The 26,267-nt window shown below is 58.9% G+C and carries 29 protein-coding genes and 1 tRNA gene; 17 read left to right on the top strand and 13 right to left on the bottom strand.

Annotation, left to right across the window (positions count from 1 at the left end):
* Positions 1-123 precede the first annotated feature (123 nt).
* Together edd and eda are read left to right on the top strand one after the other, a co-directional pair.
* Positions 124-1,944, top strand: coding sequence for a phosphogluconate dehydratase (gene edd / locus ACYQ6M_RS05490; protein ID WP_460072585.1), 1,821 nt, complete (start codon positions 124-126; stop codon positions 1,942-1,944).
* Between the two features lie 104 nt (positions 1,945-2,048).
* Positions 2,049-2,687, top strand: a complete 639-nt coding sequence (gene eda, locus ACYQ6M_RS05485) for a bifunctional 4-hydroxy-2-oxoglutarate aldolase/2-dehydro-3-deoxy-phosphogluconate aldolase (RefSeq protein WP_460072583.1) — start codon at positions 2,049-2,051, stop codon at positions 2,685-2,687.
* 80 nt (positions 2,688-2,767) lie between these two features.
* Here the strand turns inward: eda and ACYQ6M_RS05480 are convergent, their stop codons facing one another.
* The 3 genes from ACYQ6M_RS05480 to ACYQ6M_RS05470 all read right to left on the bottom strand — a co-directional run bounded on the left by ACYQ6M_RS05480 (position 2,768) and on the right by ACYQ6M_RS05470 (position 5,049).
* Positions 2,768-2,965, bottom strand: a complete 198-nt coding sequence (locus ACYQ6M_RS05480; RefSeq protein WP_031269168.1) for a CsbD family protein — start codon at positions 2,963-2,965, stop codon at positions 2,768-2,770.
* A 207-nt stretch (positions 2,966-3,172) separates the two neighbouring features.
* Positions 3,173-4,132 carry a PRC-barrel domain-containing protein gene (locus ACYQ6M_RS05475; RefSeq protein WP_075284425.1) on the bottom strand — a complete coding sequence of 320 codons (960 nt, stop codon included), beginning with the start codon at positions 4,130-4,132 and terminating at the stop codon, positions 3,173-3,175.
* 296 nt (positions 4,133-4,428) lie between these two features.
* Positions 4,429-5,049: a PilZ domain-containing protein gene (locus ACYQ6M_RS05470; protein ID WP_460072581.1), complete on the bottom strand. Its 621-nt coding sequence runs from the start codon at positions 5,047-5,049 to the stop codon at positions 4,429-4,431.
* Between the two features lie 237 nt (positions 5,050-5,286).
* Between ACYQ6M_RS05470 and ACYQ6M_RS05465 the strand changes: the two genes are divergently transcribed.
* The 6 genes from ACYQ6M_RS05465 to ACYQ6M_RS05440 all read left to right on the top strand — a co-directional run bounded on the left by ACYQ6M_RS05465 (position 5,287) and on the right by ACYQ6M_RS05440 (position 9,451).
* Entirely contained in the window at positions 5,287-6,078 is a 792-nt protein-coding gene (locus ACYQ6M_RS05465) for a delta-class carbonic anhydrase (RefSeq protein ID WP_460072579.1), read from the top strand.
* Positions 6,079-6,227: 149 nt separating this feature from the next.
* Positions 6,228-7,850 (top strand): glucose-6-phosphate isomerase, encoded by a 1,623-nt coding sequence (gene pgi, locus ACYQ6M_RS05460; RefSeq protein ID WP_062488218.1) that lies wholly within the window; start codon positions 6,228-6,230, stop codon positions 7,848-7,850.
* Positions 7,851-8,082: 232 nt separating this feature from the next.
* Positions 8,083-8,352, top strand: coding sequence for a glycine zipper domain-containing protein (locus ACYQ6M_RS05455; RefSeq protein ID WP_023000610.1), 270 nt, complete (start codon positions 8,083-8,085; stop codon positions 8,350-8,352).
* Between the two features lie 50 nt (positions 8,353-8,402).
* The gene (locus tag ACYQ6M_RS05450) at positions 8,403-8,672 is read left to right on the top strand and encodes a glycine zipper domain-containing protein (protein WP_023000609.1); all 270 of its coding nucleotides are present in this window, start codon (positions 8,403-8,405) and stop codon (positions 8,670-8,672) included.
* 43 nt (positions 8,673-8,715) lie between these two features.
* Positions 8,716-8,985, top strand: coding sequence for a lipoprotein (locus ACYQ6M_RS05445; RefSeq protein ID WP_023000608.1), 270 nt, complete (start codon positions 8,716-8,718; stop codon positions 8,983-8,985).
* A gap of 193 nt (positions 8,986-9,178) precedes the next feature.
* Positions 9,179-9,451, top strand: a complete 273-nt coding sequence (locus ACYQ6M_RS05440) for a glycine zipper domain-containing protein (RefSeq protein ID WP_006932815.1) — start codon at positions 9,179-9,181, stop codon at positions 9,449-9,451.
* Positions 9,452-9,660: 209 nt separating this feature from the next.
* On the opposite strand, the gene ald is transcribed toward ACYQ6M_RS05440, so the two are convergent.
* Positions 9,661-10,800 (bottom strand): alanine dehydrogenase, encoded by a 1,140-nt coding sequence (gene ald, locus ACYQ6M_RS05435; RefSeq protein ID WP_023000606.1) that lies wholly within the window; start codon positions 10,798-10,800, stop codon positions 9,661-9,663.
* 183 nt (positions 10,801-10,983) lie between these two features.
* Here ald and ACYQ6M_RS05430 point away from each other — a divergent pair, with 183 nt between their 5' ends.
* A complete protein-coding gene (locus ACYQ6M_RS05430; RefSeq protein ID WP_209169632.1) occupies positions 10,984-11,454 on the top strand; it encodes an Lrp/AsnC family transcriptional regulator in 471 nt (156 codons plus the stop codon).
* Between the two features lie 133 nt (positions 11,455-11,587).
* Positions 11,588-12,478, top strand: a complete 891-nt coding sequence (locus ACYQ6M_RS05425; RefSeq protein WP_229004422.1) for an SMP-30/gluconolactonase/LRE family protein — start codon at positions 11,588-11,590, stop codon at positions 12,476-12,478.
* Positions 12,479-12,700: 222 nt separating this feature from the next.
* Here ACYQ6M_RS05425 and ACYQ6M_RS05420 read toward each other — a convergent pair whose 3' ends face one another.
* The 3 genes from ACYQ6M_RS05420 to trhO all read right to left on the bottom strand — a co-directional run bounded on the left by ACYQ6M_RS05420 (position 12,701) and on the right by trhO (position 14,535).
* Positions 12,701-12,931 (bottom strand): hypothetical protein, encoded by a 231-nt coding sequence (locus ACYQ6M_RS05420; protein WP_152506070.1) that lies wholly within the window; start codon positions 12,929-12,931, stop codon positions 12,701-12,703.
* An 82-nt stretch (positions 12,932-13,013) separates the two neighbouring features.
* Positions 13,014-13,601, bottom strand: a complete 588-nt coding sequence (locus ACYQ6M_RS05415) for a hypothetical protein (RefSeq protein ID WP_023000602.1) — start codon at positions 13,599-13,601, stop codon at positions 13,014-13,016.
* Positions 13,602-13,692: 91 nt separating this feature from the next.
* Positions 13,693-14,535, bottom strand: a complete 843-nt coding sequence (gene trhO / locus ACYQ6M_RS05410) for an oxygen-dependent tRNA uridine(34) hydroxylase TrhO (RefSeq protein ID WP_023000601.1) — start codon at positions 14,533-14,535, stop codon at positions 13,693-13,695.
* 451 nt (positions 14,536-14,986) lie between these two features.
* Here trhO and ACYQ6M_RS05405 point away from each other — a divergent pair, with 451 nt between their 5' ends.
* The 3 genes from ACYQ6M_RS05405 to ACYQ6M_RS05395 all read left to right on the top strand — a co-directional run bounded on the left by ACYQ6M_RS05405 (position 14,987) and on the right by ACYQ6M_RS05395 (position 18,228).
* Entirely contained in the window at positions 14,987-15,514 is a 528-nt protein-coding gene (locus ACYQ6M_RS05405) for a PAS domain-containing protein (protein WP_023000600.1), read from the top strand.
* Positions 15,489-16,820 carry a methyl-accepting chemotaxis protein gene (locus ACYQ6M_RS05400; RefSeq protein WP_460072573.1) on the top strand — a complete coding sequence of 444 codons (1,332 nt, stop codon included), beginning with the start codon at positions 15,489-15,491 and terminating at the stop codon, positions 16,818-16,820. The genes ACYQ6M_RS05405 and ACYQ6M_RS05400 overlap by 26 nt, the downstream gene beginning before the upstream one ends.
* A 133-nt stretch (positions 16,821-16,953) precedes the next feature.
* On the top strand, positions 16,954-18,228 hold the full coding sequence (locus ACYQ6M_RS05395) for a malonyl-CoA decarboxylase (RefSeq protein ID WP_460072571.1): 1,275 nt from the start codon (positions 16,954-16,956) through the stop codon (positions 18,226-18,228).
* 483 nt (positions 18,229-18,711) lie between these two features.
* On the opposite strand, the gene ACYQ6M_RS05390 is transcribed toward ACYQ6M_RS05395, so the two are convergent.
* The 3 genes from ACYQ6M_RS05390 to ACYQ6M_RS05380 all read right to left on the bottom strand — a co-directional run bounded on the left by ACYQ6M_RS05390 (position 18,712) and on the right by ACYQ6M_RS05380 (position 20,204).
* A complete protein-coding gene (locus ACYQ6M_RS05390) occupies positions 18,712-19,239 on the bottom strand; it encodes a hypothetical protein (protein ID WP_168684462.1) in 528 nt (175 codons plus the stop codon).
* Positions 19,240-19,315: 76 nt separating this feature from the next.
* A complete protein-coding gene (locus ACYQ6M_RS05385) occupies positions 19,316-19,510 on the bottom strand; it encodes a hypothetical protein (RefSeq protein ID WP_152506066.1) in 195 nt (64 codons plus the stop codon).
* Positions 19,488-20,204, bottom strand: a complete 717-nt coding sequence (locus ACYQ6M_RS05380) for a hypothetical protein (protein WP_023000594.1) — start codon at positions 20,202-20,204, stop codon at positions 19,488-19,490. The genes ACYQ6M_RS05385 and ACYQ6M_RS05380 overlap by 23 nt, the downstream gene beginning before the upstream one ends.
* A 432-nt stretch (positions 20,205-20,636) precedes the next feature.
* On the opposite strand from ACYQ6M_RS05380, the gene ACYQ6M_RS05375 reads away from it, so the two are divergent.
* Positions 20,637-21,044 carry a hypothetical protein gene (locus tag ACYQ6M_RS05375; protein ID WP_055655361.1) on the top strand — a complete coding sequence of 136 codons (408 nt, stop codon included), beginning with the start codon at positions 20,637-20,639 and terminating at the stop codon, positions 21,042-21,044.
* Positions 21,045-21,173: 129 nt separating this feature from the next.
* On the opposite strand, the gene ACYQ6M_RS05370 is transcribed toward ACYQ6M_RS05375, so the two are convergent.
* Positions 21,174-21,249, bottom strand: a tRNA-Lys gene (locus tag ACYQ6M_RS05370).
* 80 nt (positions 21,250-21,329) lie between these two features.
* On the bottom strand, positions 21,330-21,686 hold the full coding sequence (locus ACYQ6M_RS05365) for a hypothetical protein (RefSeq protein ID WP_460072568.1): 357 nt from the start codon (positions 21,684-21,686) through the stop codon (positions 21,330-21,332).
* A gap of 270 nt (positions 21,687-21,956) precedes the next feature.
* On the opposite strand from ACYQ6M_RS05365, the gene ACYQ6M_RS05360 reads away from it, so the two are divergent.
* The 3 genes from ACYQ6M_RS05360 to ACYQ6M_RS05350 all read left to right on the top strand — a co-directional run bounded on the left by ACYQ6M_RS05360 (position 21,957) and on the right by ACYQ6M_RS05350 (position 25,328).
* A complete protein-coding gene (locus ACYQ6M_RS05360; RefSeq protein ID WP_460072566.1) occupies positions 21,957-23,732 on the top strand; it encodes an acetolactate synthase 3 large subunit in 1,776 nt (591 codons plus the stop codon).
* Between the two features lie 29 nt (positions 23,733-23,761).
* Positions 23,762-24,334, top strand: coding sequence for an acetolactate synthase small subunit (ilvN, locus tag ACYQ6M_RS05355; RefSeq protein ID WP_023000590.1), 573 nt, complete (start codon positions 23,762-23,764; stop codon positions 24,332-24,334).
* 181 nt (positions 24,335-24,515) lie between these two features.
* Complete coding sequence (locus ACYQ6M_RS05350) at positions 24,516-25,328, top strand: arylamine N-acetyltransferase family protein (protein ID WP_031269163.1); 813 nt, start codon at positions 24,516-24,518, stop codon at positions 25,326-25,328.
* A 62-nt stretch (positions 25,329-25,390) separates the two neighbouring features.
* Here ACYQ6M_RS05350 and ACYQ6M_RS05345 read toward each other — a convergent pair whose 3' ends face one another.
* A complete protein-coding gene (locus tag ACYQ6M_RS05345) occupies positions 25,391-26,134 on the bottom strand; it encodes a hypothetical protein (RefSeq protein ID WP_229004428.1) in 744 nt (247 codons plus the stop codon).
* Positions 26,135-26,267: the final 133 nt, after the last annotated feature.

Here is a 26,267-nt window from a genome sequence, read left to right as displayed (position 1 = left end):
GCCCGGCCTTGCGCGTTTCCGGCCTCTTAAATCGATTAGAGAGCGGCAAGCTCGCCGCAACGCCCTATGTGCCGGACATAGGACCAGCCAGGCCGCGGCGCGGCTAGCAAAGGATTTGAAGCAATGACCATCCAGGATCGCATTGGCGACGTCACCGAACGGATCGTCAAACGCAGTCACGACAGCCGCTCAAGATATTTGGACCGCATCGGCAAGGCCGCCGACAAGGGCCCGCAGCGTTCGCGCCTGTCCTGCGGCAACCTCGCCCATGGGTTCGCCGCCTGTGGCCTCTCCGACAAGCAGGCCCTTTCCGGCGACGTGGTACCGAACCTCGGCATCATCACCTCCTATAACGACATGCTGTCGGCCCACCAGCCCTATGAGACCTATCCGGCCCTGATCCGCGAAGCCGCACACGAGATCGGCGCGGTTGCCCAGGTTGCCGGTGGCGTTCCGGCCATGTGCGACGGTGTCACCCAGGGGCAGGACGGCATGGAACTGTCGCTGTTTTCCCGCGATGTGATCGCCATGGCTGCTGCCGTCGGCCTGTCGCATCAGATGTTCGATGCAGCGGTCTTTCTCGGCATCTGCGACAAGATCGTTCCCGGTCTAGCCATCGCGGCCCTCTCCTTCGGCCATCTGCCGGCCGTGTTCGTTCCGGCTGGTCCGATGCCGACAGGCATTTCCAACGACGAGAAAGCCAAGATCCGCCAGCTCTATGCCGAAGGCAAAGTCGGCCGTGACGCCCTGCTGGAAAGCGAGTCACGCGCCTATCATTCGCCGGGCACCTGCACCTTCTACGGCACGGCCAACTCCAACCAGATGCTGATGGAGATCATGGGCCTGCATATGCCGGGTGCCTCCTTCGTCAATCCGGGCACGCCCCTGCGCGACGCCCTGACCAGGGAAGCGGCCAAGCGCGCCATCGCGATTTCCGCTCTCGGCAACGAATTCACCCCCGCCGGTGAAGTCATCAGCGAAAAGGCGATCGTCAACGGCGTTGTCGGCCTGCACGCCACGGGTGGGTCGACCAACCACACCATGCATCTGGTGGCGATTGCCGCAGCTGCAGGCATCAGGCTGACCTGGGACGACATCTCCGATCTCTCCGATGTCGTACCGCTTCTGGCCCGCGTCTATCCGAACGGCAAGGCCGACGTGAACCACTTCCAGGCCGCCGGTGGCCTTGCCTTCCTGATCCGCGAACTGCTGGGTGACGGTTACCTGCACCAGGACGTGAAGACCGTCTACGGCACAGACCTCTCCGGTTACACCGTGGAAGCGAAACTCGACGCAGACGGCAACGTGCAACGCGAAGAAGTTCCTGAAACGTCCGGTGATGAAACGGTGCTGGTTCCCGTTGCCAAGGCCTTCCAGCCGACGGGCGGCCTGAAGATGCTTACCGGCAACATGGGCAAGGCCGTCATCAAGATCTCGGCCGTTGCCAAGGAACGCCACATCATCGAGGCACCTGCCCGCGTCTTCCACGACCAGAACGATTTCCTGACCGCCTTCAACAACAAGGAACTGACCGGCGACGTTGCCGCCGTGGTCCGGTTCCAGGGCCCGAAGGCCATCGGCATGCCCGAACTGCACAAGCTGACGCCTTGCCTCGGCATCCTTCAGGACCGCGGCCACAAGGTCGCCCTGATTACCGACGGCCGCATGTCTGGTGCTTCCGGCAAGGTCCCGGCGGCAATCCACGTGACCCCGGAAGCTGCTGCCGGCGGCCCGATCGCCAAAATCCGTGACGGTGACATGATCCGCGTCGATGCGGTGACGGGTAAATTGGAAGTACTGGTCGACGAAGCCGAATTCAACGCCCGCCCGCTGGCGGAAGCTGACCTGAGCCAGAGTCAGTTCGGCACCGGCCGGGACCTTTTCGCCGCCTTCCGCGGTGCAGTTGGTTCGGCCGACACTGGCGCGCATGTGTTTGGTGAGTAAGGATCAGGTCCGGATCTGCCAGGTGAATTCGGCACAATAGTGTCTGCGATCTGCTCCAGCCGCGGTCGGTGCAGGGACGACAAGAAAGAGATTTTGGAGGCGATATGGCCCAGGACATTGAAAAGTTCGAGAAGGTAATGTGCGCGGCACCGGTTATCCCGGTGCTGATCGTGGAAGACCCCAGGAAGGCCGTCCCCATGGCCGAAGCGCTTGTGCGCGGCGGCCTGCCTGCCATCGAGATCACCTTGCGCACGGCCCATGCCCTGGAAGCGATCAACGCGGTCAACGAGCACGTGGAAGGCGCGATTGTAGGCGCCGGCACGGTGCTGGACGGCAATCAATATGATGCCGCCGTTTCTGCAGGTGCCCGTTTCATCGTCTCTCCTGGCGCAACCGCCAACCTGCTGGACGCAGCCGACCAGCACAGCGTGCCTCTGCTTCCAGGTGCAGCCACCGCATCGGAAGTCATGTTCCTGCTGGAACGTGGCTATGAGCGGCTGAAGTTCTTCCCCGCCGAACAGGCAGGTGGTGCGTCCTACCTCAAGTCTCTCTCCTCCCCGCTAGCGGCGGCCAAATTCTGCCCCACCGGCGGCGTCAGTCTCGACAAGGCTCCGGACTATCTGAAACTGCCGAACGTCCTGTGCGTTGGCGGTTCCTGGATTGCGGACGCAAAGGCGATTGCGGAAGACGACTGGTCCGGCATTGAAACCCGCGCAAAGGCGGCTGCCGCCCTCAAAATCTGATCAGCAACCAGCAGATCAGCAATTTCGAACGAAAAGAGCCGGGCGACGGATCGCCCGGCTCTTTTTCATCTGTTCGACGATCAGTGGCGACTTGCCCACTCATCGACTTCGCGCTCTGCTTCGTCGCGCGACTTGCCGTAGAGCTCCTGGATCTTGCCGGCAAGCTGGTCGCGATTGCCTTCGATCCGGTCCAGATCGTCGTTGGTCAGCTTGCCCCACTGTTCCTGGGCCTTGCCTTTAACCTGTTTCCAATTGCCTTCGATAATGTCCCAGTTCATTTTCATCACTCCAGTCAGGGTGCAGTCAGCTTCTCGACCGGAGGCTTCCGGCCAACTGCTGCATGTGTTGAGGTTTGAGAAAGTGACAGACGCCTGTTGAAGCCATCTGTCTCGGGATAGGCGTCCGGATATCGGGAAGGATCTCGATAGAACCGGACGCTGTGTCAGGCTGCCCCGGGTGATGACACCCGGAGCAGTCCACTACTCTTACTCAGCGACGTAGTCCGGCTGAGCTTCCAGTTCTTCCTTGGTGGCGCCTACATAGACGCGCAGGTCGGAACCGTCTTCGTTGCGAATGATCTGCAGCTCGTCAAAGGTGACGGCAACTTCACGCTCGCCGATACCCAGGAAGCCGCCAACATCAAGGATGACCTTTTCGATGGTACCGTCCTGGCTCACGATGAGTGAATCGATTTCACCGATGTCTTCATCGTTGGCGTCGTAGATGGTGGCACCTTCAAGATCGTCGGCCGTAAGTTCGGCAACAACCGCTTCGGTGTAGCCTTCACGCTCGACTTCGGCACGCGGCAGAAGCGCACGACCATCAGCATCGGTCTGGGGCGCCATTGCAGTTTCCGGAGCAGCCGTCACGCCGGCGTCGCTATCCTGGCTCATCGCGGTTTCGGTCGACGTGTCGGTTTCCGTCGTCATTGCCGTATCAGCAGGCTTCTCCATACCTTCAGAAGTCTGTGTGGCAGCCGTTTCCGCTTCGTCAGCATACGGGTTCTCATACGCCGCAGCATTGGTCAGCACGTCCTTGTTGGCGTTGACCACCAGGAAGTAGCTATCGGCGTCATCCTGCTCGCGGACAACCTTCAGCTGCTCCATCGGAAGGGCGATGTCTTTCTCGCCAATACCAAGGAAGCCACCGACACCCAGGATCACGGCCTTTACCGAGCCGTCGAAGCCAAGGATCACATCGTTGACTTCACCGATGTCGTCCCAGTCTTTTTCTTCGTCAGCCTGAGCCTGATAGTCTTCGTTGAACCGGTCATAGTTTTCTTCGACCGAGTAGATCCGCATGCCAATCAGATCAGATGCAAGAACATCACTCATGTTTGCAGACTCATTGAATTCATAAGTCTGGAGCGGTTTTACTTCGTTTGCCGCGTAAAGTGATGTTGTCAGCATCAAGGACATCGCGGTAGCGGTGATAATCCGTTTCATAATATTATTTCCTCTCACTGTGATTTCCCAAGCCGGCAACATCAGTATTGCTATTGATGAGGCGGTTACTGTGAGAACAACCGAGAGAGAAAGAAGTTCCGGATTAAAAACTAAATTTTTGAAAAAAGTGACAATCCCCTTTTCGAAGACGGGCCGAACACTCGCCCAGTCCCCAAGGTACGGATGGACGCGTGAAACCACCGCTCGCCGCGTTTCCTTCACGTCCTCGCGGGAAGTTCAGTCAATTGTGGGGAGTTGATTGGGACACGCGCCGACCGCAGCATAAGCGGGCGATGTCAGACGCTCTGGGCTTCTTCGGTATCCGTTTCGGAGATGCCGTCGCTCTCTTCGTCGTCGTCTCCGTGATCGTCGTCCTGCTCAAGCGTCCGATCCCACAAGAGACGCATGCCGGCGGAGGTGTCATTTCGCCAGGCGAATTCGGCAACGACCGGCCTTTCGAATTTTTTCATCGTCAGCAGCACCTCCTCCGGAAGCGCTGTCAGACCTTTCGCAGTTATGCGGCAACCGTTCTTGCCCGCATCAACGATCGTGCCACTGATTTCCGTAATTCCGTCCAGGTCTGCGATCTTTACCGGAATGCTGACGTTGTTCCGTTTTTCGCGACGCTTGTCCGAAACGGATTTCTCGCTCTTGGCGAAGACCACAGCGGCATCATTGCCCTTCACGGAAGTGACGTGGGCCTTCACCAGTTTGCTAGCATCCTTGGGCCGAACCCCGATGTTCTTGTAAAGCTCGCCGATATCCGGAGAGGTCAACCGGAAGCCCCACTCGCTGACGTTGGATGCAACCGCGTTGATGACCGAGAGATTGTCGAAATCAACCACGAGGACTTCTTCCTCGGCATCAGGTTGATCGAGCAGATGGGTCAGACCGTGTGATTTGTTTTCGGAATTCATAGATTTAGTTTACCTTGAGCAAACTTTCATTTCACTTAAAATACAGTCTGACAATTCAATTTATCGTTGTTTTCCGCCAACTTCGGAGCTTTTTGCCCTGAACGGTCATTTACCCTGAGCAATTTTTGCAATTGGCGTTCCTTTCAAATGCGCGTTCAAATCATCCTCGCCTCTTCGGCTATCTTTTCTTGAAATGCGCCCAACAGCCTGCCTCAACCACATCTGCAGGAGATTCCCATGGCGAAATACATCGGACTTACATTTGCAGCCCTCGCAGGCCTCGGTTTTCTCTCCCAGGCTCAGGCGGAAGAGCTCTGTCAGGGTTTCGGCCCGCAAACTCCACGCGATATCTCGCAGACTGCAGGACTGAACATGTCTTCTGTCTCGATAGCGCCGTCTGCCGACAAGCTGAACCTGTGCAACATCCACACGCACACCAACGCGGAACACAAGGGGCCAGGCTTCACCGTCTTTGCCGGCGATGGAGATCATGGCGGTTACAAGTGCAACGAGACCGCCGACCTGACCGACGCTGAATTGGCAGAACCCGCAGGGTCAGCTTTCCATGGCGTCAAGCCCGGCGACACGATTGAAGTCCACTGGGTGCATACATCCTGCAACATCACCCCGGGTGAAGGACTGGGCTCTTGCCTGAGCGATGCCTGCGCCAATCCGCAACTTCGTGTCGAGGCCCAGGTCTTCCTCGTCGTGAATGATCCCGAGGCACTGAGCTTCCTCGACTTCGATTATGACGGCAACATCGTGAATGGCCTGCATCAGGCCAAGTCATTGCCGGAAGGCACGGGTACGCCGGTCACCTTCATCGGGTCGACAACAGGGCCCAGCTTCACCCAGTCGACATGCTCCCCGCTTCAGGTGACCTGGAGCGTGCATCCGCAATGCGCCAAGCTGGACATAAACTCGCTCAACGCCTGGGCGGAAAAAGGCAATGTCTTCAAGGAAGACCATTCCCACGGCATTCGCCAACTTGTGACAGCCCCAGAATTGCTGGCCCCTATTTCCAATTGATTGGTCTTCAGCCGCCGGAATCCACCTGCCTGTTTCCGGCGGCATTCTCCTTGAATTTCCTCTCCCCCTCGCAGGGCGGGTATGCTAATGGATGCCCCGCGCGCGTCGGCGCGAAAACAAGCTGTTAAATCGATTTAAGAGGATTGTTCATGGCGCTAGAAGCAGCATTTCAGGCTCTCAACCGGCAGGCGGAACAATTGAAGGGTACCTCCCTGCGGCAACTGTTTGCGGCCGCCCCCGACCGGTTCGACACATTCTCCGCCAGGACAGACGACCTGTTGCTCGATTATTCCAAGTCCCGGATCGACGACAAGGCGTTCAACCTGCTGCTCGACCTTGCCCGCGCTGCGGACGTGGAAGGCAAACGTGCGGCCATGTTTGCCGGAGAGAAGATCAACGGCACCGAAAAGCGCGCCGTCCTGCACACGGCGCTTCGCAACCAGTCGGACCAGCCGGTTCTGGTCGACGGTGCGGATGTGATGCCCGATGTACGTGCGGTTCTGGACGCGATGGCGGATTTTGCCGAAGCGGTTCGCTCCGGCGAACTGACCTCATCCACCGGCGACGCCTTTACAGACGTGGTCAACATCGGCATCGGCGGCTCGGACCTCGGGCCGGTCATGACGACAATCGCGCTCAGCCCCTATCATGACGGTCCGGAGCTGCACTATGTCTCGAACGTGGATGGCGCTCACATTGCCGATACGCTGGAAAAACTCGACCCGGCCACAACGCTGATCATCGTCGCCTCGAAAACCTTCACCACCATCGAGACCATGACCAACGCGCAGACCGCGCGCAAATGGATTGCCGGTACTCTTGGCGAAGAGGCTGTCGGCGACCACTTCGCAGCCGTTTCCACCGCCCTCGACAAGGTAGCCGCCTTCGGCATTGACGAAAGCCGCGTCTTCGGTTTCTGGGACTGGGTCGGCGGCCGGTATTCCGTCTGGTCGGCCATCGGCCTGCCCCTCATGATCGCCATCGGACCGGACGCCTTCAGTGACTTTCTGTCCGGCGCCCATGCGATGGACACCCATTTCGCTGAAGCACCGCTTGAAAAAAACCTGCCGGTTCTGATGGCGTTGATCGGCGTCTGGAACCGGGACGCGCTTGGCCTTTCCGCCCGCGCCGTCCTGCCCTACGACCAGCGCCTGTCTCGCCTGCCCGCGTACCTGCAGCAGCTCGACATGGAATCAAATGGCAAGCGCGTGAAGCTGGACGGCAGTCCCGTGACCGAGGAAACCGGTCCACTGGTCTGGGGCGAACCAGGCACGAATGGACAGCACGCGTTCTATCAGCTCCTGCACCAGGGCACGACTGTCATCCCGTGTGAATTCCTGATTGCCGCCAACGGCCATGAAGAAGACCTGAAACATCATCACGACCTTCTGGTCGCGAACTGCCTGGCCCAGTCCGAAGCCCTGATGCTCGGCCGGACGCTTGACGAGGCAAAGGCACTCCTCAGCGCTTCCGGAATGGCTGCAGACGAAGTCGATCGTCTGGCACCCCACAAGGTGTTCCCGGGCGACAGGCCGTCCATGACCCTTGTCTATGACCAGCTGACACCTTTCGCACTCGGCCGCCTGATCGCCCTTTACGAGCACCGGGTTTTCGTTGAAGGCGTGATCTGGGGAATCAACTCCTTCGACCAGTGGGGCGTGGAACTGGGCAAGGAACTGGCCACTGCCCTGCTGCCAATGGTCAAGGGTGAAGTCTCTTCAGATTCGAAGGACGCCTCGACAAAAGGCTTGCTTGCCGCCCTGAAAAGTTGACGCGGGAACCACACCTTTGTTTACGCGTTAATACGTGAGGCGATCTCGTCATAATTTTGCCCAACCGGCCCTATCTGGTTCACATCGTTGAAGAACTCTTATTGGTATTCACGATGAACACGGGCCGGCTGCGGCAAACAGAGATTGCCCCAACGTGCAAAGCAGCTTAGGCTTGGAATGATTTTATACATTCGACCCGCCGAGGTTGCGGTCCGACAGGGAGACTGATTTCATGAAAAAACTAGTTCTGCTCGCAGCAGTAGGCCTTGCCCTGGCGGGCTGCCAGTCCGATAGCCAGCGCGACCGCGCCCTCGTAGGCGGTGGTCTTGGCGCGGCAACCGGTGCAGCAATCGGCGCTGCGGCAACCGGCGATGTCGGCGGCGCCCTGGTTGGTGGTGCAATTGGTGCGGCCGGTGGTGCAATTGTCGGCAGCGCAACGACTCCGAAGAACTGCGTCGCCTACGACCGCTACGGCAATCCTTACCGGGTCGCTTGCCCGTAATCGGGGGCGATCCTTTTTCGTTTCGGTAATAGACCGTTGGGAAGAACACTATGAAGAAACTCCTTCTGATTGCCGCTTCGGCCGCATTTCTGGCAGGTTGCCAGTCTGACAGTCAAAGGGATCGCGCGCTTGTTGGCGGCGGTCTTGGTGCGGCAACCGGTGCCGTGATCGGTGCCGCCGCCGGTAACGGCGTAGGCCCGGCCCTCGCCGGTGCGGCAATCGGTGCAGCAGGCGGTGCCATCATCGGCTCTGCAACGACACCCAAGAACTGTGTCGCCTACGACCGGTATGGCAACCCGTACCGCGTCGCCTGCCCCTGATCTCAACTGACCTGAGTCAATCGGGTCTTCACAGGTTTACGAAATGAAAAAGATCCTGCTGGTGGCCCTTGCGGCCATCGCCCTCGCCGGCTGTCAGTCAAGCAGCCAGAGAGACCGCGCGCTTGTCGGCGGTGGCCTTGGTGCCGCGACCGGCGCCATTGTCGGTGCCGCCGCCGGTGCCGGTGCAGCTCCGGTTCTCGCCGGTGCCGCTATCGGTGCTGCGGGTGGCGCTGTTATCGGCGCTGCGACCACGCCGAAAAACTGCGTGGCGCATGACCGGTATGGCAACCCTTACCGAGTCGCCTGCCCGTAAGGCCAGGCTCTCTGTCGTCCTGACCACCGTCAGAGCGGACGAATTTAGCGACAATACCGGGCATGCCCATGGATTCATGGGCCTGCCCGTTTTGCTTTCAGGATCTGCCTTGGATAAATCCGCCTTGGTAAGAAACTGTTAACCATAGATCTCCACCCTTGGCAGACACATGTTTTTCGCCAAGGGGTTCTGGATGAGATCCGTCCTTGCAGCCGCAAGTCTCGCCATTGTGCTGACAGGCTGCGCCAACACCGAAAGTCAACGGGACAGGATGCTGATCGGGGCAGGTCTCGGTGCGGCAACCGGTGCCACGATCGGCGCCGTTGCCGGTTCCACGGTGAACGCGACCCTTGCAGGCGCCGCTCTCGGCGCCGTCGGTGGCGGCCTGATCGGTGTCGTCACCACCCCGCGCAACTGCATTGCCACGGATGAACAGGGCACACCTTACAAGGTCCGCTGCCCCTAACCCCTTTCGCACGACAATAAGGTTTGATTGCCCCCCTGCGAAATCAGGAACGCAATAACCTGCGAAACAGACCGACATTTTCAACGCGAGTTGCGCCGAACAGCAGGTCACGGGCTCACCGCTGTCACGTCAGTCCAAAATCCCGTTGAGAAAGCAAAAAGCCGGCCCAACGGACCGGCTTTTCTCATCCTTGAAGCGAAGACCCCTTATCAGGCAGCAGCGCTTTCCTTGGCCTGCTCAAGAGCAACCTTCGGATCGACGTAGGCATAGCCGAGAGCGGTTGCGACCGCCTCACAGGTCACCTGACCGCCGATCACGTTAAGGCCCGGCAGGAAGTGCGGATCATCGAGCAGCGCCTTCTTGGCACCCTTGTCTGCCAGTGCGAGAGCGAACGGCAGGGTGGCGTTGTTCAGCGCGTAGGTGGACGTCTTCGGCACGGCGCCCGGCATGTTGGCGACGCAGTAGTGAACGACTTCATCGATGATGTAGGTCGGCTCGGAATGCGTCGTTGCCTTGGAGGTTTCGAAGCAGCCGCCCTGGTCGATGGCGACATCAACGAGAACCGAGCCCGGCTTCATGCGGCTGACCAGCTCGCGCGAGACCAGCTTCGGAGCCGCCGCACCGGCAACCAGCACCGCACCGACGACCATGTCGGCTTCCAGCACATGTTTCTCCAGGGCAGCCTTGGTCGAATAGACGGTTTTCAGTGCCGGACCGAACGTCTGCGAGAGATTGCCCAGAACGGCGGTAGACCGGTCGAGAACGGTGACATCGGCTCCGAGGCCAAGCGCCATGGTAATGGCATGCGAGCCGACCACACCGCCGCCAATGACAACGACCTTGGCCGGTTCGACGCCTGGAACGCCGCCCACGAGCGTGCCGGAGCCACCCTGAGCCTTTTCCAGCGCCTTGGCGCCGGCAATCACCGACAGGCGGCCGGCAACCTGGGACATCGGCACCAGAAGCGGCAGACCGCCACGAGCATCGACAACGGTTTCATAAGCAATGCAGGTCGCACCGGACTTTACCAGGTCCGCGGTCTGCTCCGCGTCTGGCGCGAGATGCAGATAGGTGAAGAGAATGTGGTCGGGGCGCAGCATGGCGCGTTCGACGGCCTGCGGTTCCTTGACCTTCACGATCATGTTCGCGGCATCGAAGACTTCCTTGGCGGTTGCCAGGATCTTGGCGCCTGCTGCTTCGTAGTCGGCATCGCTGGCGCCGATGCCGACACCAGCATTGGTTTCAACGACAACTTCGTGGCCATGAGCCACCATTTCAAGAACACTGTTCGGGGTCAGACCAACCCGATACTCGTGGTTTTTGATTTCTTTCGGCACACCAATGCGCATAACTCGACTCCTCTGGAAGCATTATTGATTGCCGATGATTTTACGCCTGTTTTCGTCGAATGTGCTTGCGTTCCCTGGGGCCTCCATTCAAATACGCGCAATTTTATTGTGTCGAATTGATATTTCTTCAAATTATCTGCTATGTATTATCTTGAACTCGGCATTATGTGCGGTGCAGCAAAAATGAAACTCGATCGCCTCGACCAGAAGATCCTGAACGTTCTGCAAAGCGACGGCCGCATCGCCAACGCGGACCTGGCGGAGAAGGTGGGGCTTTCCCCTTCCGCCTGTTTGCGGCGCATGCGCGCGCTGGAAGAAGCCGGCATCATCGAAAAATACGTCGCGCTTCTGGACCAAAGAAAACTCGGCCGGCACATGGACGTTTTCGTGGAAATCTCGCTGACCGGCCAGTCCAAGGAAACGCTTGAGAATTTCGAACGCGCCGTGGCCCGGTCCGGCGAAATCATGGAGTGTTTCCTGATGGCGGGTGATGCCGATTACATCCTGCGCCTGTCGGCCCGGGACCCGATCGACTTCGAACGCATCCACCGCGACCACCTTGCCCAGCTTCCAGGCGTTCTCAGAATGAAATCGTCCTTCGCCATCCGGCCGATCGTCAGACGCACGGCGATTCCCCTGAACGGCGAAACATGAGTTCCCTTCAGGACCGGTCCACAACCAAACCGCCTGCAATTCCGCCACTAAATCCAGCGTCTCGACGCAGCCAGCACTGGCAGGTATAGTCCGCATCCATTCAACTGCCCGGCTTTTCAAGGAACCCGCTCCGGTGACCCATACGATCACCCGTTTCATCGATACGACTTACCAGCTTGCAGAATGTCCGACCTGGGACGACAGATTGAACCGCTTGCTCTGGGCCGACATCCAGGGCCGCTCCATCCAGTCCATGGATTGGGCCAGCCGCAAGATCACCACATGGCAATTCGACAATGAGGTCGGTTCCTTTGGCCTGACGGATGACGATCGCCTGATTGTCAGCGTGTGGGACAAGATCGTTCTGTTCGATCCCGAAAGCGGTGCCAGCGAGGTTCTGGCGGAAGTTCAGGCTGATGAGCCGCGCACACGGTTGAACGACGGCAAGGTCGGTCCGGATGGGGCCTTCTGGGTCGGCACCATGGACACCAGCTCACCGCGTGAACCGATTGCCGGTCTTTACCGGGTCGACGGCAGCGGCGACGTTGCCGAGATCCGTGACGAACTGCAATGCTCCAACGGGCTCGCGTGGACGCCGGACGGCACCTACATGTACCACTCCGACACCTCCCCCGGCTGGATCGAATATTACGGCTTCGACCCGGAGACCGGTGCACTTGGCTCCAAGATGCTGTACGCCCAGCAGACCAACGACACCGGACGGCCGGATGGCGCAGCGGTCGACACCGAAGGCAACTATTGGAGCGCAGGGGTATCCGCAGGCGTTCTCAACTGCTTTGCCCCGGACGGCAACCTGCTTGCCGCCATCAAGCTTCCGGTCGACAAGCCCACCATGCCCTGCTTCTGCGGCCCGGATCTGGACCATTTGATCGTCACCAGCATCAAGCAGCCCGCCGACCCGACCGCGGTCGAACCCGACACATTGTCAGGCGGCCTGTTCCTGGTGGAAGGTCACGGCAAGACCGGCTTGAAGACCTACCGGTTCAGGACAGCAAAAAGCTGATCAAAAGCAACGCCTTGGGCAAGTCGGTTTCTGCTGTAACCGGCTTCTGCCGCACATTTGGCCTGTCATCCGTTCCGCCGACCCGGGCACAACATCAGGGTGAAGATAAACATCCCTCCTCCTCAGGATGAGGGAGAGCCTTTGGCTCGGAGGCCATGCCGGAACGAATTTTTGAGCACCCCGCCTGACGACTGTCTGTCGATGGCAGTTGTTTTGGGCCGGTTATTCAGCATCCTGCGGAGGCTGGCAGTCCCTGAGAGCTTCAATGATCTGCTCCGCTTTCACACCCGGCACCTGGATTTTCGTTTCCCCGTAAAGGTGAACGACGGCCCCTTCCCCCTTCACCGATTGCTCGTTGAAAATGCGGACCGACTGGTTTTCGGGAATGAGCACGGCCATGGAGCCGTCCTCCATGCTGAGCAGGATGGAAGACGCAATCAATGTGCAAATCATGTTTCAGCCCCACAACTGGTCAGGTAACCGGCTTTCAGCCTGCTCCGGAAAACGGACAGAGAACCGATCTTGACCCAGTCACCTAATAGCGGCAACCCCGCACCTTTACGGGCTTCCAGACTGTCTGGGCGGGTTGAACCAGCACCTGGCGGCTGACCGTCTGGTAAACCGCGGGCTTTTGCACCCGGTAGCTCGTGGCAGGCTGAACCAGCACCTTTTCCTTCACGGAGCTGTAAATGGCAGGCTGGCGCACTGCGACACGGGACGCCGACTGCACGAGAACCTTCTGGCTGACGGTTCGATAGACGGCGGGGTTCTGCACCTTGCACAGGATGTTGCGACCGTTGATGACCCGGTATTCCCAGCCGACGCTGGCGGGTTGAACCAGGACCCGGCTCTGCCGTGTCTGGTAGACGGCAGGCGATGTGCGATAGCTGACCCGCTCCGGCTGCACCAGAACACGCCGGGCCTGATAACTGTAGACGGCCGGCTTCTGCACCACGTAGCTGGATGCCGGCTGGACGAGCACGCGCTCGTTCACAGTTTTGTAGACGGCGGGCACGGTGGCCTGTTCATAGCAGGACAGTGCCTTGCCCCCGGCCAGCACGGACGTGCTGACCAACGGACTGACGATCAGCGCGGCAAGCGCGCTCCAGAAGCTGTGACGCATGTACTTTCCCCCAGTCTGGCGCAGGAGATCTCCCGCAACCCTGACTTTAGGGAAGTTCCACAAGGCATTAAAGCGAAAAAGTTAATATCCGTTAAGAAACGGCCCTGACGATCTGCTGTTCACCCTCTTCGTCATCAGCTTCAGCGCGGGCACTCTTCTCGTAGTCGGTGTCCTCGTTGATGATGTGACGGGCCTCTTCGGGGATCCATTCTCCCCAGCGCGGCTGCAGCTGATGGTCGACGGACACCCGATCGTCGAAGACGAAACATTCGCCCTTCCAGAGGCTGTCGGCTTCCGGCACCTTCTCCAGATAGTTCAGGATACCGCCTTCGAGGTGATAGACTTCCTCGAAGCCGTTTTTCAGCATCCAGGCCGTCGCCTTTTCACAGCGGATGCCACCGGTGCAGAACATGGCGACCTTCGGCTTTTTCTGAAGCTCGTCTTCGCCGTCCACCCAGGCCGGGAATTCCCGGAACGACTGGGTTTTCGGATTGAGCGCCCGCTCGAACGTGCCGAAGGCGAATTCGTAATCGTTGCGCGTGTCGATGACGACGACATCCGGATCGGAGATCAGGGCATTCCAGTCTTCCGGCTTGACGTATTCGCCGACGATCTCGTTCGGGTCGATCCCGTCAACCGCAAGCCGCACGATCTCCTGTTTGAGCCTCACCTTCATGCGCTTGAAGACATGTCGGTGGGTCCAGGCTTCCTTGTGGTTCAGCCCGGCAAGCCGCGGGTCCGATCGCAGATGCGCAAGGACCTCTCGCACACCGGCTTCCGGCCCGCAAATCGTGCCGTTGATACCCTCTCCTGCAAGCAGCAGGCTCCCGCGCACATCCCGTTCCTCGCAATAGGCCTTGAGCGGACTGCGCATGGCCTCGAAGTCGTCGAGCGGCGTAAACATATAAAGGGCGGCAACGAGAAATTCGTTCATGGGGCTTGTTCTGTTTCTTGAAAGACGCCGGGCCCAAGGGGCAAAAGCACCACCCGGCTATTGGCGCCCTCTATACAGCCTAAGCCCCCCTTCTGAAAAGTCCGCAGTTTCTCGGACCCGGTTCTCTGCAGGCGAGGCCGCCCTGCAGGTTTTGCTTGAGCACAACCGAACATGCGCCAGGGGCCATGCAACGCGGAACTTGCCGATTGAAGTTCCTCGAAAGGAACATCGCCCAAACCCTTCGGAAGAATCGAAGAATAGCCTCAGAGTAACAAAAAGATCGGCAACAATTCGCCTCAACAAAACTCTCTACGGAGAAAGATGACATCGTTAGAAATACGAATGAATTCATATAGTTAAAAATCAAACCTCATCCGGTTTCATTTAAGGATCATTAAGCACGCAACCGTACCCTAACCCTGAATTGCCAACATGAGCAGGCGCACCAAGGATGACCCAGTACAAGGTCACCCCGACGGGGGTGGAACGGTTCTTTTCCGAACGGGACCTGATCGTCTCGAAAACAGACACGCGCGGGCGCATCACTTACGCCAACAACATCTTTCGGGATATCGCGGGTTTTGATGGCAAGGCTCTGGAGAATGCGCCGCACAGCCTCATCCGTCACCCGGACATGCCACGCTGTGTCTTCAAGCTGCTGTGGGACACGATAGAGGCCGGCGGAGAGATCTTCGCCTATGTGGTCAACATGTCCGCGAACGGCGATCACTACTGGGTGCTGGCCCATGTCACGCCGTCCTATGGCGAGAGCGGCAAGATCATCGGCTACCATTCCAATCGCCGGGTGCCCAACCGCCGTATCGTCGACGACATCATCACCCCGCTTTACGCCCAGCTGCGACAGACAGAACAGCAGGCGGACAACCGCAAGACCGGCATGCAGGCCGGTCACGATCAGCTGGTATCGATCCTTCAATCGAAAGGCGTGAGCTATGACGAGCTCATTCACACTCTTTAACGCCACGATCGCGTCGGGTGTCGCACTGGTGGGCGGCGCGGCGACGGTGGTCTGCGCCCTGCTGGGCCTGACTATGGCTACGGTCCTCTGTGGCGCCATCGTCATGCTGGCCATGCTTTTCGCGCTGACCGCGGTACATCGGACCCGGCGAGGGCTTGGTGCTGCGACGGAGGTCTGCAGCCAGATCGGCTGGGGCAACTTCGAGGTGAGAGCCAAGGATTACACCGAAGCCGGTGAAGTCCGTGAGCTGATGACCTCCATGAACCACATGATCGACCGGACGGACGCCTTCCTGCGTGAAGCTGCCGCCTCGATGACCGCGATCGAGAACAACCGCTACTACCGCCGCATCCAGCCAGGCGGCCTCAATGGCAGCTATCTGCAGAATGCGGAAATCATGAACATGGCCATCGAGACCATCAAGGGCCGCGTTGGCGCTTTCCGCCAGTCGACGGATTCCTTTGAAAGCCAGATCAGCCAGATTGCACAGAGCCTGATGGCTTCCGCCGAGCAGATGACCGGAACGGCCGAGGAAATGGAAACCTCTGCCGTTTCCAATTCGGAAGTCGTGACCGCCATTGCCGACGCGGCCGACCTGACAGCCGAAAATGTGAATGCGGCAGCATCCGCCGCCGATCACCTGTCCTCGACAGCCAGCGAAATCAGCGGCCAGATCGAACGCTCCATCGAAATCGCCCGTGCTGCCGTTACCCAGGTCACGCAAGGCCAGGACAAGGCAAACAGCCTTCGGACTTCCGCCGAAGCTATCGGCGAGATCATCGACCTGATTTCCTCCATTGCCGACCAGACAAACCTGCTGGCACTCAATGCCACCATCGAGGCGGCCCGCGCCGGTGAAATGGGCAAGGGCTTTGCGGTGGTTGCTGCCGAGGTCAAGGAACTGGCAACGCAGACAGCCAAGGCGACACAGGAGATCACCCAGTCTTTGGAGGAAGTCGACGCGGCCAGCCGCGATACGGCTCAGTCCTTCGACACGATTTCCAAAACCATTACGGAAATCGAATCCATTACCACGATGATTTCCAACGCGTCGGTAAAGCAGGCGGAAGCGACACAGGCCATACAGGAGAACGTGACCAACACCGTGGCCTGCACCAACAAGGTGACCGGAATTGTGGACGGTGTCGCCCAGAATGCGGCAACCACTCACGCGGCCTCCAAGACCGTACTGAGCTCCGCGGAAAGCATGTCCTCCAACGCCGGGCAGCTCACCGAAGCAGTGGCGGCCTTCTTCAAATCGTTGAAGAAAGGCCCGCTTGAGCAGCAGAACAGCGAAGCCGCCTAGGCACACTGGCTGTTAGGCAATCCAACCCGGGCGTTCGTGCCCGGATTGCCTCTTTTGGGGAATTGGGTCAAAGCCTCACACCTCTTATCTTCAGGACAGAGCCCACCCCTCACTGGACGTTCTGGAGGCCCACATGACCATTCTCGGCGACCTGCTGTCGACCATCTTCGAGCGCCGCTACCGCACAGCGACGCCGGACCGGCGCGACAATCGGCCGATGGAGGATCTGGTCAGCGCACTTGTCGGCACAGCTGGCGACGTGACGGGCCTCGCCGCGGCCAGCACGCTCCTGCAACGGTTTCAGGAAATGGAGGACAGCGACAAGCTGCAGTTCTTCCGCCACCTTGCCCACGACATGAACATCGATCCGGCCGGCGTGCGTACTGCCCTTGATGCCTATGAGGCAAGCCCGAACCGGAAGACATACACGGCCTTCATGGCGGCTGTGGAGCCCAAGCGCCAGGAATTGATCCGGCGACTGAACCAGATTCCCGGTGCCACCGAGCAACTGGTGCGCATGCGCGCCGACCTCCTGCGCCTCGGAGGCGCTGATCCGGAATTGCAGGCGCTCGACCAGGATTTCCGGCACCTGTTCATTTCCTGGTTCAACCGGGGCTTTCTGGTGCTGCGGCCGATCAGCTGGGAAAGTCCGGCACATATCCTTGAAAAGATCATCGCCTATGAGGCCGTGCACGAAATCACCAGCTGGGAAGACCTGCGCAGCCGCCTGGCCCCTGGCGACCGCAGATGCTTCGCCTTTTTCCACCCGTCCATGCCCGACGAACCGCTGATCTTCGTGGAAGTCGCGCTCACCGCAGACATCCCCGGTTCCATCCAGGACCTTCTGGCAGGTGACAGGGAACCCATCACAGCGGCCACGGCCCGTACCGCCGTGTTTTATTCGATTTCCAATTGTCAGGAAGGCCTGGCCCGCATTTCCTTCGGCAATTCGCTGATCAAGCAGGTGGCGGCCGATCTTTCGGCAGAATTGCCGGGATTGAAAACCTTCGTCACCCTGTCGCCGATCCCTGGCCTGACGAAATGGCTGTCGGCGGAAGGCATTGCTTTCCAGGACGCGGACCCGAAGTTGCTGCGCACCCTCGCCGCGCATTATCTTCTGTCAGCCCGCCGCGAGGATGGACAGCCGGTTGACCCGGTGGCGCGCTTCCATCTGGGCAACGGCGCACTGGTGCATGCAGTCCACGCTGAAGCCGACACCTCCGCAAAGGGCCGTGCCCAATCAGCCGGCGTGATGGTGAATTACCTCTACGATCTCGGCAAGGTGGCCCAGAACCACGACCGCTATGCAGCGACAGGGGAAATCGCCGCCTCTTCGGACATCAGGTCTCTGGACGCGGCCGCAAAGAAACTGGATTTGCGCGAAGCGGAAGCTGCACAACAGGCTTGATGGCGCACGGGTCGGGACCCAATCGCAGCTCATGCTGCCGGTGCTCTGCCTGCCGAGCTAGCGCCATTCGTCCACCCTGGCGCGCTAACTGTCCTGATCAGAACGACAGCTGGAACCGGGCTCGGCGTATCACGGGTCAACGCGATTCCCGCCGCCCCTCCCCAACCGATAGCTATCGGTCCCGGCGTTTTCCTGACGCTGCCGGAAAGACGGATTCCGGCTGTCTTGGCCTTGTCTTCGGCTTGAAAAACGTCAACTTGCAGGTGACGTGACAGTGCCCGGGCGACTACTTCTTCGCTTCTTGGGTAACACCTAAGGAAAGTTGAAGAAGAAATCTCGCGTGCAGCAAAATTCTTTGCTAATCTGCGATTGGCGAAACGGGATCCATACCAATCTCGGATTGAAGCGGCCTCTGCACATCAGGGGACGTCTGGAAGATGTACCGGCGCGAAAAGCCGGCCGCTTTCCAGGCGAGCAGACCGTTCAATGGGTTTCTCGACGCCGGAAATTGTCTGAAAGGCAAAACAAAAAATGACATGTAAAGACAAGGCGGCAGGGATGAGCGAAGATCAATACACCAAAGAGCAGCTCGAATTCCTGGAAATATTTGAAATTGCAGCAAGATATGACTGTCTGTTCCTGCTCGATTTCCATTGCTTCGATCTGTTCGACCACGACCAGACCAGCCTGCTGAGCGACGGCGAACGTGCCCAGTTGGCGGCAGCGGCAAGATATGACATCTATGCCGAAGCCATGCAGAAGGGGTTTCTTCCGAAATCCAGTCCCTTTGGAGGCGTCCATGAGCATCAACACTTTTGTTGAGCCGCTACCCTTCTCGCTGATCGAAAACGGATTGGCGGGAGACAAGACGCAGTTTCTGTTCAAGACCTGGCGCGAAAACGAAGGCATCATCGTGCAGGACAGCCGCATGACGCAGCTGAGCCCGTATCTGCTGATGACCTTGCCGACCGCCGAGCCGGGCGACGTGCCGCCGCTGACCTTTGTGGGCAAGCACAGCACCTTCCGCCGGTTCTTTCCACAGGCTCTTGACCCGGAAACACCACGTCCGCCGACCAGCTTCCTGCCCTCAGTCTACCGCCAGGGCGTTGCTGATGCCTACCAGATCGCCATGGAAGGCGAGCCCTGGTTCGACATCCAGCGCACAGGCAACAAGCTGGGCGAAGGTGTGCCGGACATGACGCTGCAGCGTCTCCTCGTGAAATTCCGCACCAGTGCCGGGTTCACGCGGATTTTCTGCCTCATGACTTTGCTTGAAGTCCATTCGCGATCCTATCAATCAGATCGCACACATCGTCAGCTGTGTTCGCAACAAAAATCAGATTGGCATCCAGCGTACCAGGCAGCGGCTCAACCCAGTTCAGTGCATGAAAGTGTGCACGGGTAAAGCCGCAGTCGCGCCAGAAGCCGTCCATGAAGTTGAAACCCTGCACCCAGCCGTAATAGAAGCCGGCGCCCCACTCATCCAATGCCTCGATCTGGGCCATCTGGTTGAGCAGGCCGCCGAGCTTCGAACCGCGCCACTCCTTGGCAACTTCCGTCCCGCCCAGATAAACAACGTCGCCGGTAATGCGCCGGCCAACGCGCGGCTGCTTGTCACTCAGCACAACCTTGCCGCCCTCCGCATCCGGGTAGCAGCGGTGAAAATACTTGCGCCAGAAATCGGTCAGCGTCATCGGATAGGCCATTCTGTCGAAACGGGCGCACACCCGCCCGACCATCCGGTCTTCCTCGTCCACCAGCGCCAGCCAGAACGCCTGTGACGGCGTATAGGTGTTGAGACTGGGGGTAAAATGCCCCTCCAGCCGCTTCAGGCCGCTGGCCGCCGCCATGGCCTCGACAACATCGAAATCCGACCCGCGGCGCAGCATCAGCCCCAGGCGTTGAAACTCCCTGTCTATAACGCCCCAGGCACGTTTCAGCTGTGCCTTGTCCAACTCGAAATCCAGTTTATGCATGGATGTCCCGTTTGATGTTGCCCTTCATCCGCATCCTGCAAAGAGCGGCCGCGTCAAACGCGGCGATCGCCTTGTTTGCCAATAGATTAAATAGGCACCGATTTTCCCTGCTTGGCAGCACGTTAAGTTGTCTGCCAAGGCGGTCAAACAAGAAAAAATATCAAGGTTAAAACTTGCGGGTACCGGTTTGAAAGAACGGGAGTTTTCAACCGGAGATTCACCGCCTGCAAGGCAAGCCGGTTATCCACCGCTGTGCGAATGAACCCCCACGTGGTCGGATTTCCCCTTCACGAAGGGGCCATCGTCCCTCTTGGATTCGCACCGCCAAACACATCCTTTGATCAAGTTGTCACCGTCACCGGGCACAACTACAGTTCAGACGTTACTGTGCAAGGACTTGTTGATTGATATTGAACTTGATTGGAGAACACGATGATGAAGCAACTTTTCTTGCTTGCTGCAATGTGTGCAATTTCAACTGGCTCAATCGCCAAGGATCTTCCGGCATCAGCCAAGCCGATGACAGAAGCCGAACGGATCGAGATCTTGTCCGGCAACAAGATCGAAGGAATTTTCTACGGAAAAAACGGCAAGAAAGCCGGTGACTGGATTGTCGAGTGGAACGACAACGGCAACAAGATCGCCGTGGTGACCGTGACGGGCAAAAAGCCCGCGAAGAAAACACTGAAATGGGAAGTGAAGGACGGCCAGTTTTGTGAACAGGGCTTCCGGGACGAGACAATGGTCTGCGGCCACGAGAACACCTACTTCAAGGACGGCAACACCTGTTTCACCACCTTGAAGGATTCGAAATTCATCACGAACGAGTTCCCCTGCTGATCGCAGCAACTACGCGCTGAATCTCGTGGCCGTCGACCGGCGGCCACAGATCTCGACAAAATGCACAATAAGAAGCACGGCGCGAACTCGCGGCGCCTTGGCATTTGAATAATTTCCAGAAGAAGAAAATGGTGGGTGAGTGGGGGCTCGAACCCCAGACCCGCTGATTAAGAGTCAGCTGCTCTACCAACTGAGCTACACACCCAAAGCGACAGGGCCGCGAGAACCGCGCGGCACGTCGGATGGCGGGTGTATATAGTGCGATCCGATTTGGCGCAACGGTTTTTATGACAATTTTTTATCATGGCCGGTCTGCGGGGAACGCAACCCTGAGAAAATCCGCAGCCGCCGGAAGGAAAGCTCATTAACGCCGCCCGAAAGGCAACTTTCAGAAACATCTTCGATCTTTTGCGCAATTTTCGAAATTAAGGCTTGACCGGTTTTATCCGCCTGACTAGGGTGCGGCGCATCAAGACCGGGGCAGACGTGACGGGCTTGGGCCAGCTTGTTGAAGTCGCTGTCATATCGGCTTGCCTCAGGTTGGCGGGACAAACCCGGTTTCGGGAGTTCCACAACGACGTCGAACCGGGCCAGACGGCCTGCAGCATCAAAGGACCGGGACGACATGGCAATGTCGCTCATTCTAGTAGTAGTAGGAAAGCGCGCCTCCGCGGCGGGATAACCCCGTACGGACAGGATGGCGCGCGACCAAGGCTCCCAAAGGGGCCTTTTTTTGTACCCGCCTCCTGACCACGCATTTTCCACCACTGCCCGGATCTTTGACGCCGCATGCGTCAGGCCAGACAGACAGTGTTTTATTAGTCCGCGCCCTATCGGGCAGGATTGACAGAAGAACAAACAGTTATGTGAGCCAAAGCCTGATCCACAGGCGAGAATGCAAGGACGAAACGAATGACACGGGAAATGACCGGCGCCGAAATGGTCATCCAGGCGCTGAAAGACCAGGGAGTTGACACGATCTTCGGCTACCCGGGCGGTGCTGTGCTTCCCATTTACGACGAGATCATTCAGCAGGAAGGTCTGGAGCATATTCTCGTACGGCACGAACAGGGCGCAGGCCATGCCGCCGAAGGCTATGCCCGCTCCACCGGCAAACCGGGCGTTGCCCTGGTCACCTCCGGTCCCGGCGCCACCAACATGGTGACTGCCCTGACCGACGCCATGCTGGATTCCATTCCGCTTGTCTGCATTTCCGGCCAGGTACCGACCCATCTGATCGGCAACGATGCCTTCCAGGAGTGCGACACGGTCGGCATCACCCGCCCCTGCACAAAGCACAACTGGCTGGTTCGCGATGTCGACGACCTGCCGCGCATCCTGCATGAAGCCTTCTATGTCGCCACTTCCGGCCGTCCGGGCCCGGTTGTCGTCGACATTCCGAAGGACGTTCAGTTCGCGACCGGCACCTACCAGGGCCCGACGCCGAACCCGGCTGCCGCGCACAAGAGCTACCGTCCGCAGCTGAAGGGCGATGCCTCCAGCATCCGCATGGCCGCCGAATTGATGGCGAACGCCAAGAAGCCGATTCTCTATACCGGCGGCGGTGTGATTAACTCCGGCCCACAGGCCTGCCAGTTGCTGCGCGAACTGGTGTCGCTGACCGGCTTCCCGATCACCTCCACGCTGATGGGCCTCGGCGCCTATCCGGCGTCCGGCGACAACTGGCTCGGCATGCTGGGCATGCATGGCACCTACGAAGCCAACATGACCATGCACGACTGCGATGTGATGATCTGCATCGGGGCTCGCTTCGACGACCGCATCACCGGCCGGACCGATGCCTTCTCGCCGAACTCGAAGAAGATTCATATCGACATCGATCCGTCCTCCATCAACAAGACGATCAATGTCGACCTGCCGATCATCGGCGATGTCGCCCACGTGCTGGAAGACCTTGTGCGGATCTGGCGGTCCTCTTCGCTGAAATCCGACGCCAAGGCCATGAAGGACTGGTGGACGCAGATCGATCAGTGGCGCGCACGCAACTCGCTGGCCTACAAGCCGAACAGCGACGTCATCATGCCGCAATACGCGATCCAGCGGCTCTATGAACTGACCAAACACCGCAAGACCTTCATTTCCACCGAAGTCGGCCAGCACCAGATGTGGGCAGCCCAGTTCTACGGCTTCGAGGAGCCGAACCACTGGCTCACCTCCGGCGGCCTCGGCACCATGGGCTACGGCCTGCCGGCTGCCATCGGTGCGCAGGTGGCCCACCGCGACGCGCTGTGCGTGGACATTGCCGGCGATGCATCGATCCTGATGAACATCCAGGAAATGTCGACTGCCGTTCAGTTCGGCCTGCCGGTCAAGGTGTTCATCCTCAACAACCAGTACATGGGCATGGTGCGCCAGTGGCAGCAGTTGCTGCACGGCAACCGTCTGTCCCATTCCTACACCGACAGCCTGCCGGACTTCGTCAAGCTGGCCGAGGCCTATGGCGGGGTTGGGTTCCGGGTCGAAAAGCCGGGTGATCTTGACGGGGCAATCGAGGAAATGATTGCCGTCGACAAGCCTGTCCTGTTCGACTGCCGCGTTGCCAATCTGACCAACTGTTTCCCGATGATCCCCTCGGGCAAGGCTCACAACGAAATGCTGCTGCCGGACGAAGCCAACGACGAAGCGGTTGCCAACGCCATCAGCGCCGAAGGCAAGTCGCTCGTTTAAGGTGAAATAGGCAAAAGGACTTTAAGAAAATGAACGCACAGAATGTTGATGCGCCTTCCGCCTATTTCCTGGCAGAAGTCAGCAACGAAATCGAAACCCACACCCTATCGCTGCTCGTGGACAACGAGCCGGGTGTCCTCGCCCGCGTGATCGGCCTGTTCTCCGGCCGTGGTTACAACATCGACAGCCTGACCGTGTCGGAAACCGAACACGAGAAACACCTGTCCCGCATCACCATCGTGACCACCGGTACGCCGATGATCATCGAGCAGATCCGCCACCAGCTCGATCGGCTGGTGCCGGTGCACCGGGTGACCGACCTGACCGTTCGCGCCAAACGCACCAACCAGGACAAGCCGCTGGAACGTGAGCTTGCCCTGGTGAAGGTGGCAGGCACCGGTGAAAAGCGCCTGGAGGCCCTGCGCCTTGCGGATGCCTTTCGCACCACCGTGATCGACGCGACGACGGAACATTTCGTCTTCGAGATCACCGGCCGGACCTCCAAGATCGAGCAGTTCATCTCCATCATGAAACCGCTTGGTCTGGTCGAAGTCTCCCGCACCGGCGTTGCTGCCGTTCAGCGTGGACCAGAAGGCCTTTAAGGGGTCGCTTTCTGATCTCAAGGCCCGTCGCACCCGGTGCGGCGGGCCTTTTTTGTTTTCCTGCGCATATTGAGGCACGGCACACAGCAGATCGGGCGAACTCCCGCCGTCGTGTTCCTTGGCAACAGCCGAAGACTTGCCTACATGCATCGGACACCTCGAAACCGGACAGAACCTGCCCATGCCCTTCGATCTTAATATTTATCTTGAGCGGATTGGCCTGGAGACGTGCCCGGCCACCCTGGACGGCTTGAGGGCCCTGCAGGCCGCCCAGATCAGCGCCATCCCGTTCGAAAACGTTTTGCCTTTTCTTGGCAAGGTTCCAGAGCTTGGCCGGGACAGCCTCTGGCAAAAGCTCGTTCAACACCGTTGCGGCGGTTACTGCTTCGAGCTGAACTCTCTGCTGGGTGACGCACTGGCAGCCATCGGCTTTTCCTCCCGGCAGGTGCTTGCCCGGGTGCGTATGGGGGCGGCGGAGGGCGGAGCACGCTCACACCTTGCCCATGTCGTGACATGTGATGGAACCGAATGGCTGGTCGATGCCGGGTTCGGCGGCCAGGCTCCAGCCGAGCCCGTGCGCATTTCAGAAGAACGCCAGCAGGTCCGCGACCAAGTCTACAGGATACGCCTTGAAGCTGCGTCAGGAGAGCACGTACTGGAACGACAGACTGAGGAGGGTTGGTTCGCGCTCTACGGATTTGACCGGGTAGACGTCCGCCCTGTCGACATTGAAGCCGCCAATTTCCTGTGCGCCGCTTCGCCCAGGCAGTCCTTTGCGGGCAGCATGAAATTCTACCGGCTGACGGATCGGGGTTTCATCAGTTTTCTGGACGGCCGGGCCCGGTTTGTCGGTGGTGGCAACAAGCGGGAGTGGCTGATTGAAGAAGCGGAAGACCTTGGCCGTTTCATGCGCAACGACCTTGGCCTCGGATATGACGACGACACGGTGCGAGCCATTGCCTTGCGATTGCAGGATCTGCGCCGCCTCGACTGACCACGGTCCAACAGCAGCGCAATACCGAGAGGCCTGTGGCATTTCCACAGGCCCCGCCTTTCCTAAAGCTTGCTCTCGATGTTGATCGTCAGCGTCTTGCGCAAGGGGGCATCGTCCGGTCCGCTCATCGGCGCGACATGGTGCCAGGAATTGTAGGTCTTCACGAACAGGACACACTGGTTTTCCTCAAACGGGAACGTCTTCAGCGTTTCAACATCCTCGAGGGGCATCGCCTTGTTGATGTGGTTGAAGACCTTCGTCCGGTCCTTGGGAAGGCACACCGCCGTGCCACCACCCCATGCGTGATTCCAGGCTCCCGGCTCCATCATGGACAGAACCAGCGTGATCAATTTATGCGGAGCGTCGGTGTGCGGCAGGATCTGACCGCCGTTTGCCGGCATCATCGAGAACTCGAACCGGGCACTGATCTCGGTCTGGCGACGGAGGCGACTCAGCAGGCTGGCCTTCCGCTGCCCGTCCTTCGCAATCACCTTGAGCCTGCGCAGGCCCAGGTCGATATTGTTGGCGACCAACATATCCAGCACGTTGTTTATGAAGTTCTCGGATTTCACATGATCGTAAAACGCTTTCCAATCAGGTGTATCTGACAGGAACTTGTAGTAGTTATCCGGGTTATTGATGTCGGACAGAGAATATTTGTGTCCGAGGTTTGGCATGTATTTGAACAGATCCTTGTCAGGATAGCTCTCGACGAGTGACCGGTACATTTCCGGCGGCAATACATCTGTTACATAGCAAACGGGATATGGCTCGTAATCGAATTGAGGCCCGCTCAAATTCAACATGGATCGGGGTCCCTGCTCTCGCTTGGTGTTGGATATTATTCAAGCAGCCGGTTGGAGATCCGGCCGTAACGCGCCCCCGCCGCTTATTGGCACAGGCTGTTGTCCGTCAGCAACCGCTTTCACAAACACCGGG

Source organism: Roseibium sp. ROS1, from assembly GCF_054658215.1.
This window is presented reverse-complemented; position numbering and strand designations above follow the sequence as displayed.

Excerpts from the sequence above, each read along its gene's own strand:
- ACYQ6M_RS05385 (WP_152506066.1), bottom strand. The coding sequence starts at position 19,510 with ATGGACTTCAAGCAAAGTCATGAGGCAGAAAATCCGCGTGAACCCGGC.
- ACYQ6M_RS05440 (WP_006932815.1), top strand. The coding sequence starts at position 9,179 with ATGAGATCCGTCCTTGCAGCCGCAAGTCTCGCCATTGTGCTGACAGGC.
- ACYQ6M_RS05465 (WP_460072579.1), top strand. The coding sequence starts at position 5,287 with ATGGCGAAATACATCGGACTTACATTTGCAGCCCTCGCAGGCCTCGGT.
- ACYQ6M_RS05445 (WP_023000608.1), top strand. The coding sequence starts at position 8,716 with ATGAAAAAGATCCTGCTGGTGGCCCTTGCGGCCATCGCCCTCGCCGGC.
- ACYQ6M_RS05480 (WP_031269168.1), bottom strand. The coding sequence starts at position 2,965 with ATGAACTGGGACATTATCGAAGGCAATTGGAAACAGGTTAAAGGCAAG.
- ACYQ6M_RS05375 (WP_055655361.1), top strand. The coding sequence starts at position 20,637 with ATGATGAAGCAACTTTTCTTGCTTGCTGCAATGTGTGCAATTTCAACT.
- ACYQ6M_RS05450 (WP_023000609.1), top strand. The coding sequence starts at position 8,403 with ATGAAGAAACTCCTTCTGATTGCCGCTTCGGCCGCATTTCTGGCAGGT.
- trhO (WP_023000601.1), bottom strand. The coding sequence starts at position 14,535 with ATGAACGAATTTCTCGTTGCCGCCCTTTATATGTTTACGCCGCTCGAC.
- ACYQ6M_RS05455 (WP_023000610.1), top strand. The coding sequence starts at position 8,083 with ATGAAAAAACTAGTTCTGCTCGCAGCAGTAGGCCTTGCCCTGGCGGGC.
- ACYQ6M_RS05350 (WP_031269163.1), top strand. The coding sequence starts at position 24,516 with ATGCCCTTCGATCTTAATATTTATCTTGAGCGGATTGGCCTGGAGACG.
- ald (WP_023000606.1), bottom strand. The coding sequence starts at position 10,800 with ATGCGCATTGGTGTGCCGAAAGAAATCAAAAACCACGAGTATCGGGTT.
- ACYQ6M_RS05415 (WP_023000602.1), bottom strand. The coding sequence starts at position 13,601 with ATGCGTCACAGCTTCTGGAGCGCGCTTGCCGCGCTGATCGTCAGTCCG.
- ACYQ6M_RS05400 (WP_460072573.1), top strand. The coding sequence starts at position 15,489 with ATGACGAGCTCATTCACACTCTTTAACGCCACGATCGCGTCGGGTGTC.
- pgi (WP_062488218.1), top strand. The coding sequence starts at position 6,228 with ATGGCGCTAGAAGCAGCATTTCAGGCTCTCAACCGGCAGGCGGAACAA.
- ACYQ6M_RS05405 (WP_023000600.1), top strand. The coding sequence starts at position 14,987 with ATGACCCAGTACAAGGTCACCCCGACGGGGGTGGAACGGTTCTTTTCC.
- ACYQ6M_RS05420 (WP_152506070.1), bottom strand. The coding sequence starts at position 12,931 with ATGATTTGCACATTGATTGCGTCTTCCATCCTGCTCAGCATGGAGGAC.
- ilvN (WP_023000590.1), top strand. The coding sequence starts at position 23,762 with ATGAACGCACAGAATGTTGATGCGCCTTCCGCCTATTTCCTGGCAGAA.
- edd (WP_460072585.1), top strand. The coding sequence starts at position 124 with ATGACCATCCAGGATCGCATTGGCGACGTCACCGAACGGATCGTCAAA.
- ACYQ6M_RS05360 (WP_460072566.1), top strand. The coding sequence starts at position 21,957 with ATGACACGGGAAATGACCGGCGCCGAAATGGTCATCCAGGCGCTGAAA.
- ACYQ6M_RS05395 (WP_460072571.1), top strand. The coding sequence starts at position 16,954 with ATGACCATTCTCGGCGACCTGCTGTCGACCATCTTCGAGCGCCGCTAC.
- ACYQ6M_RS05365 (WP_460072568.1), bottom strand. The coding sequence starts at position 21,686 with ATGAGCGACATTGCCATGTCGTCCCGGTCCTTTGATGCTGCAGGCCGT.
- ACYQ6M_RS05380 (WP_023000594.1), bottom strand. The coding sequence starts at position 20,204 with ATGCATAAACTGGATTTCGAGTTGGACAAGGCACAGCTGAAACGTGCC.
- eda (WP_460072583.1), top strand. The coding sequence starts at position 2,049 with ATGGCCCAGGACATTGAAAAGTTCGAGAAGGTAATGTGCGCGGCACCG.
- ACYQ6M_RS05430 (WP_209169632.1), top strand. The coding sequence starts at position 10,984 with ATGAAACTCGATCGCCTCGACCAGAAGATCCTGAACGTTCTGCAAAGC.
- ACYQ6M_RS05475 (WP_075284425.1), bottom strand. The coding sequence starts at position 4,132 with ATGAAACGGATTATCACCGCTACCGCGATGTCCTTGATGCTGACAACA.
- ACYQ6M_RS05470 (WP_460072581.1), bottom strand. The coding sequence starts at position 5,049 with ATGAATTCCGAAAACAAATCACACGGTCTGACCCATCTGCTCGATCAA.
- ACYQ6M_RS05345 (WP_229004428.1), bottom strand. The coding sequence starts at position 26,134 with ATGTTGAATTTGAGCGGGCCTCAATTCGATTACGAGCCATATCCCGTT.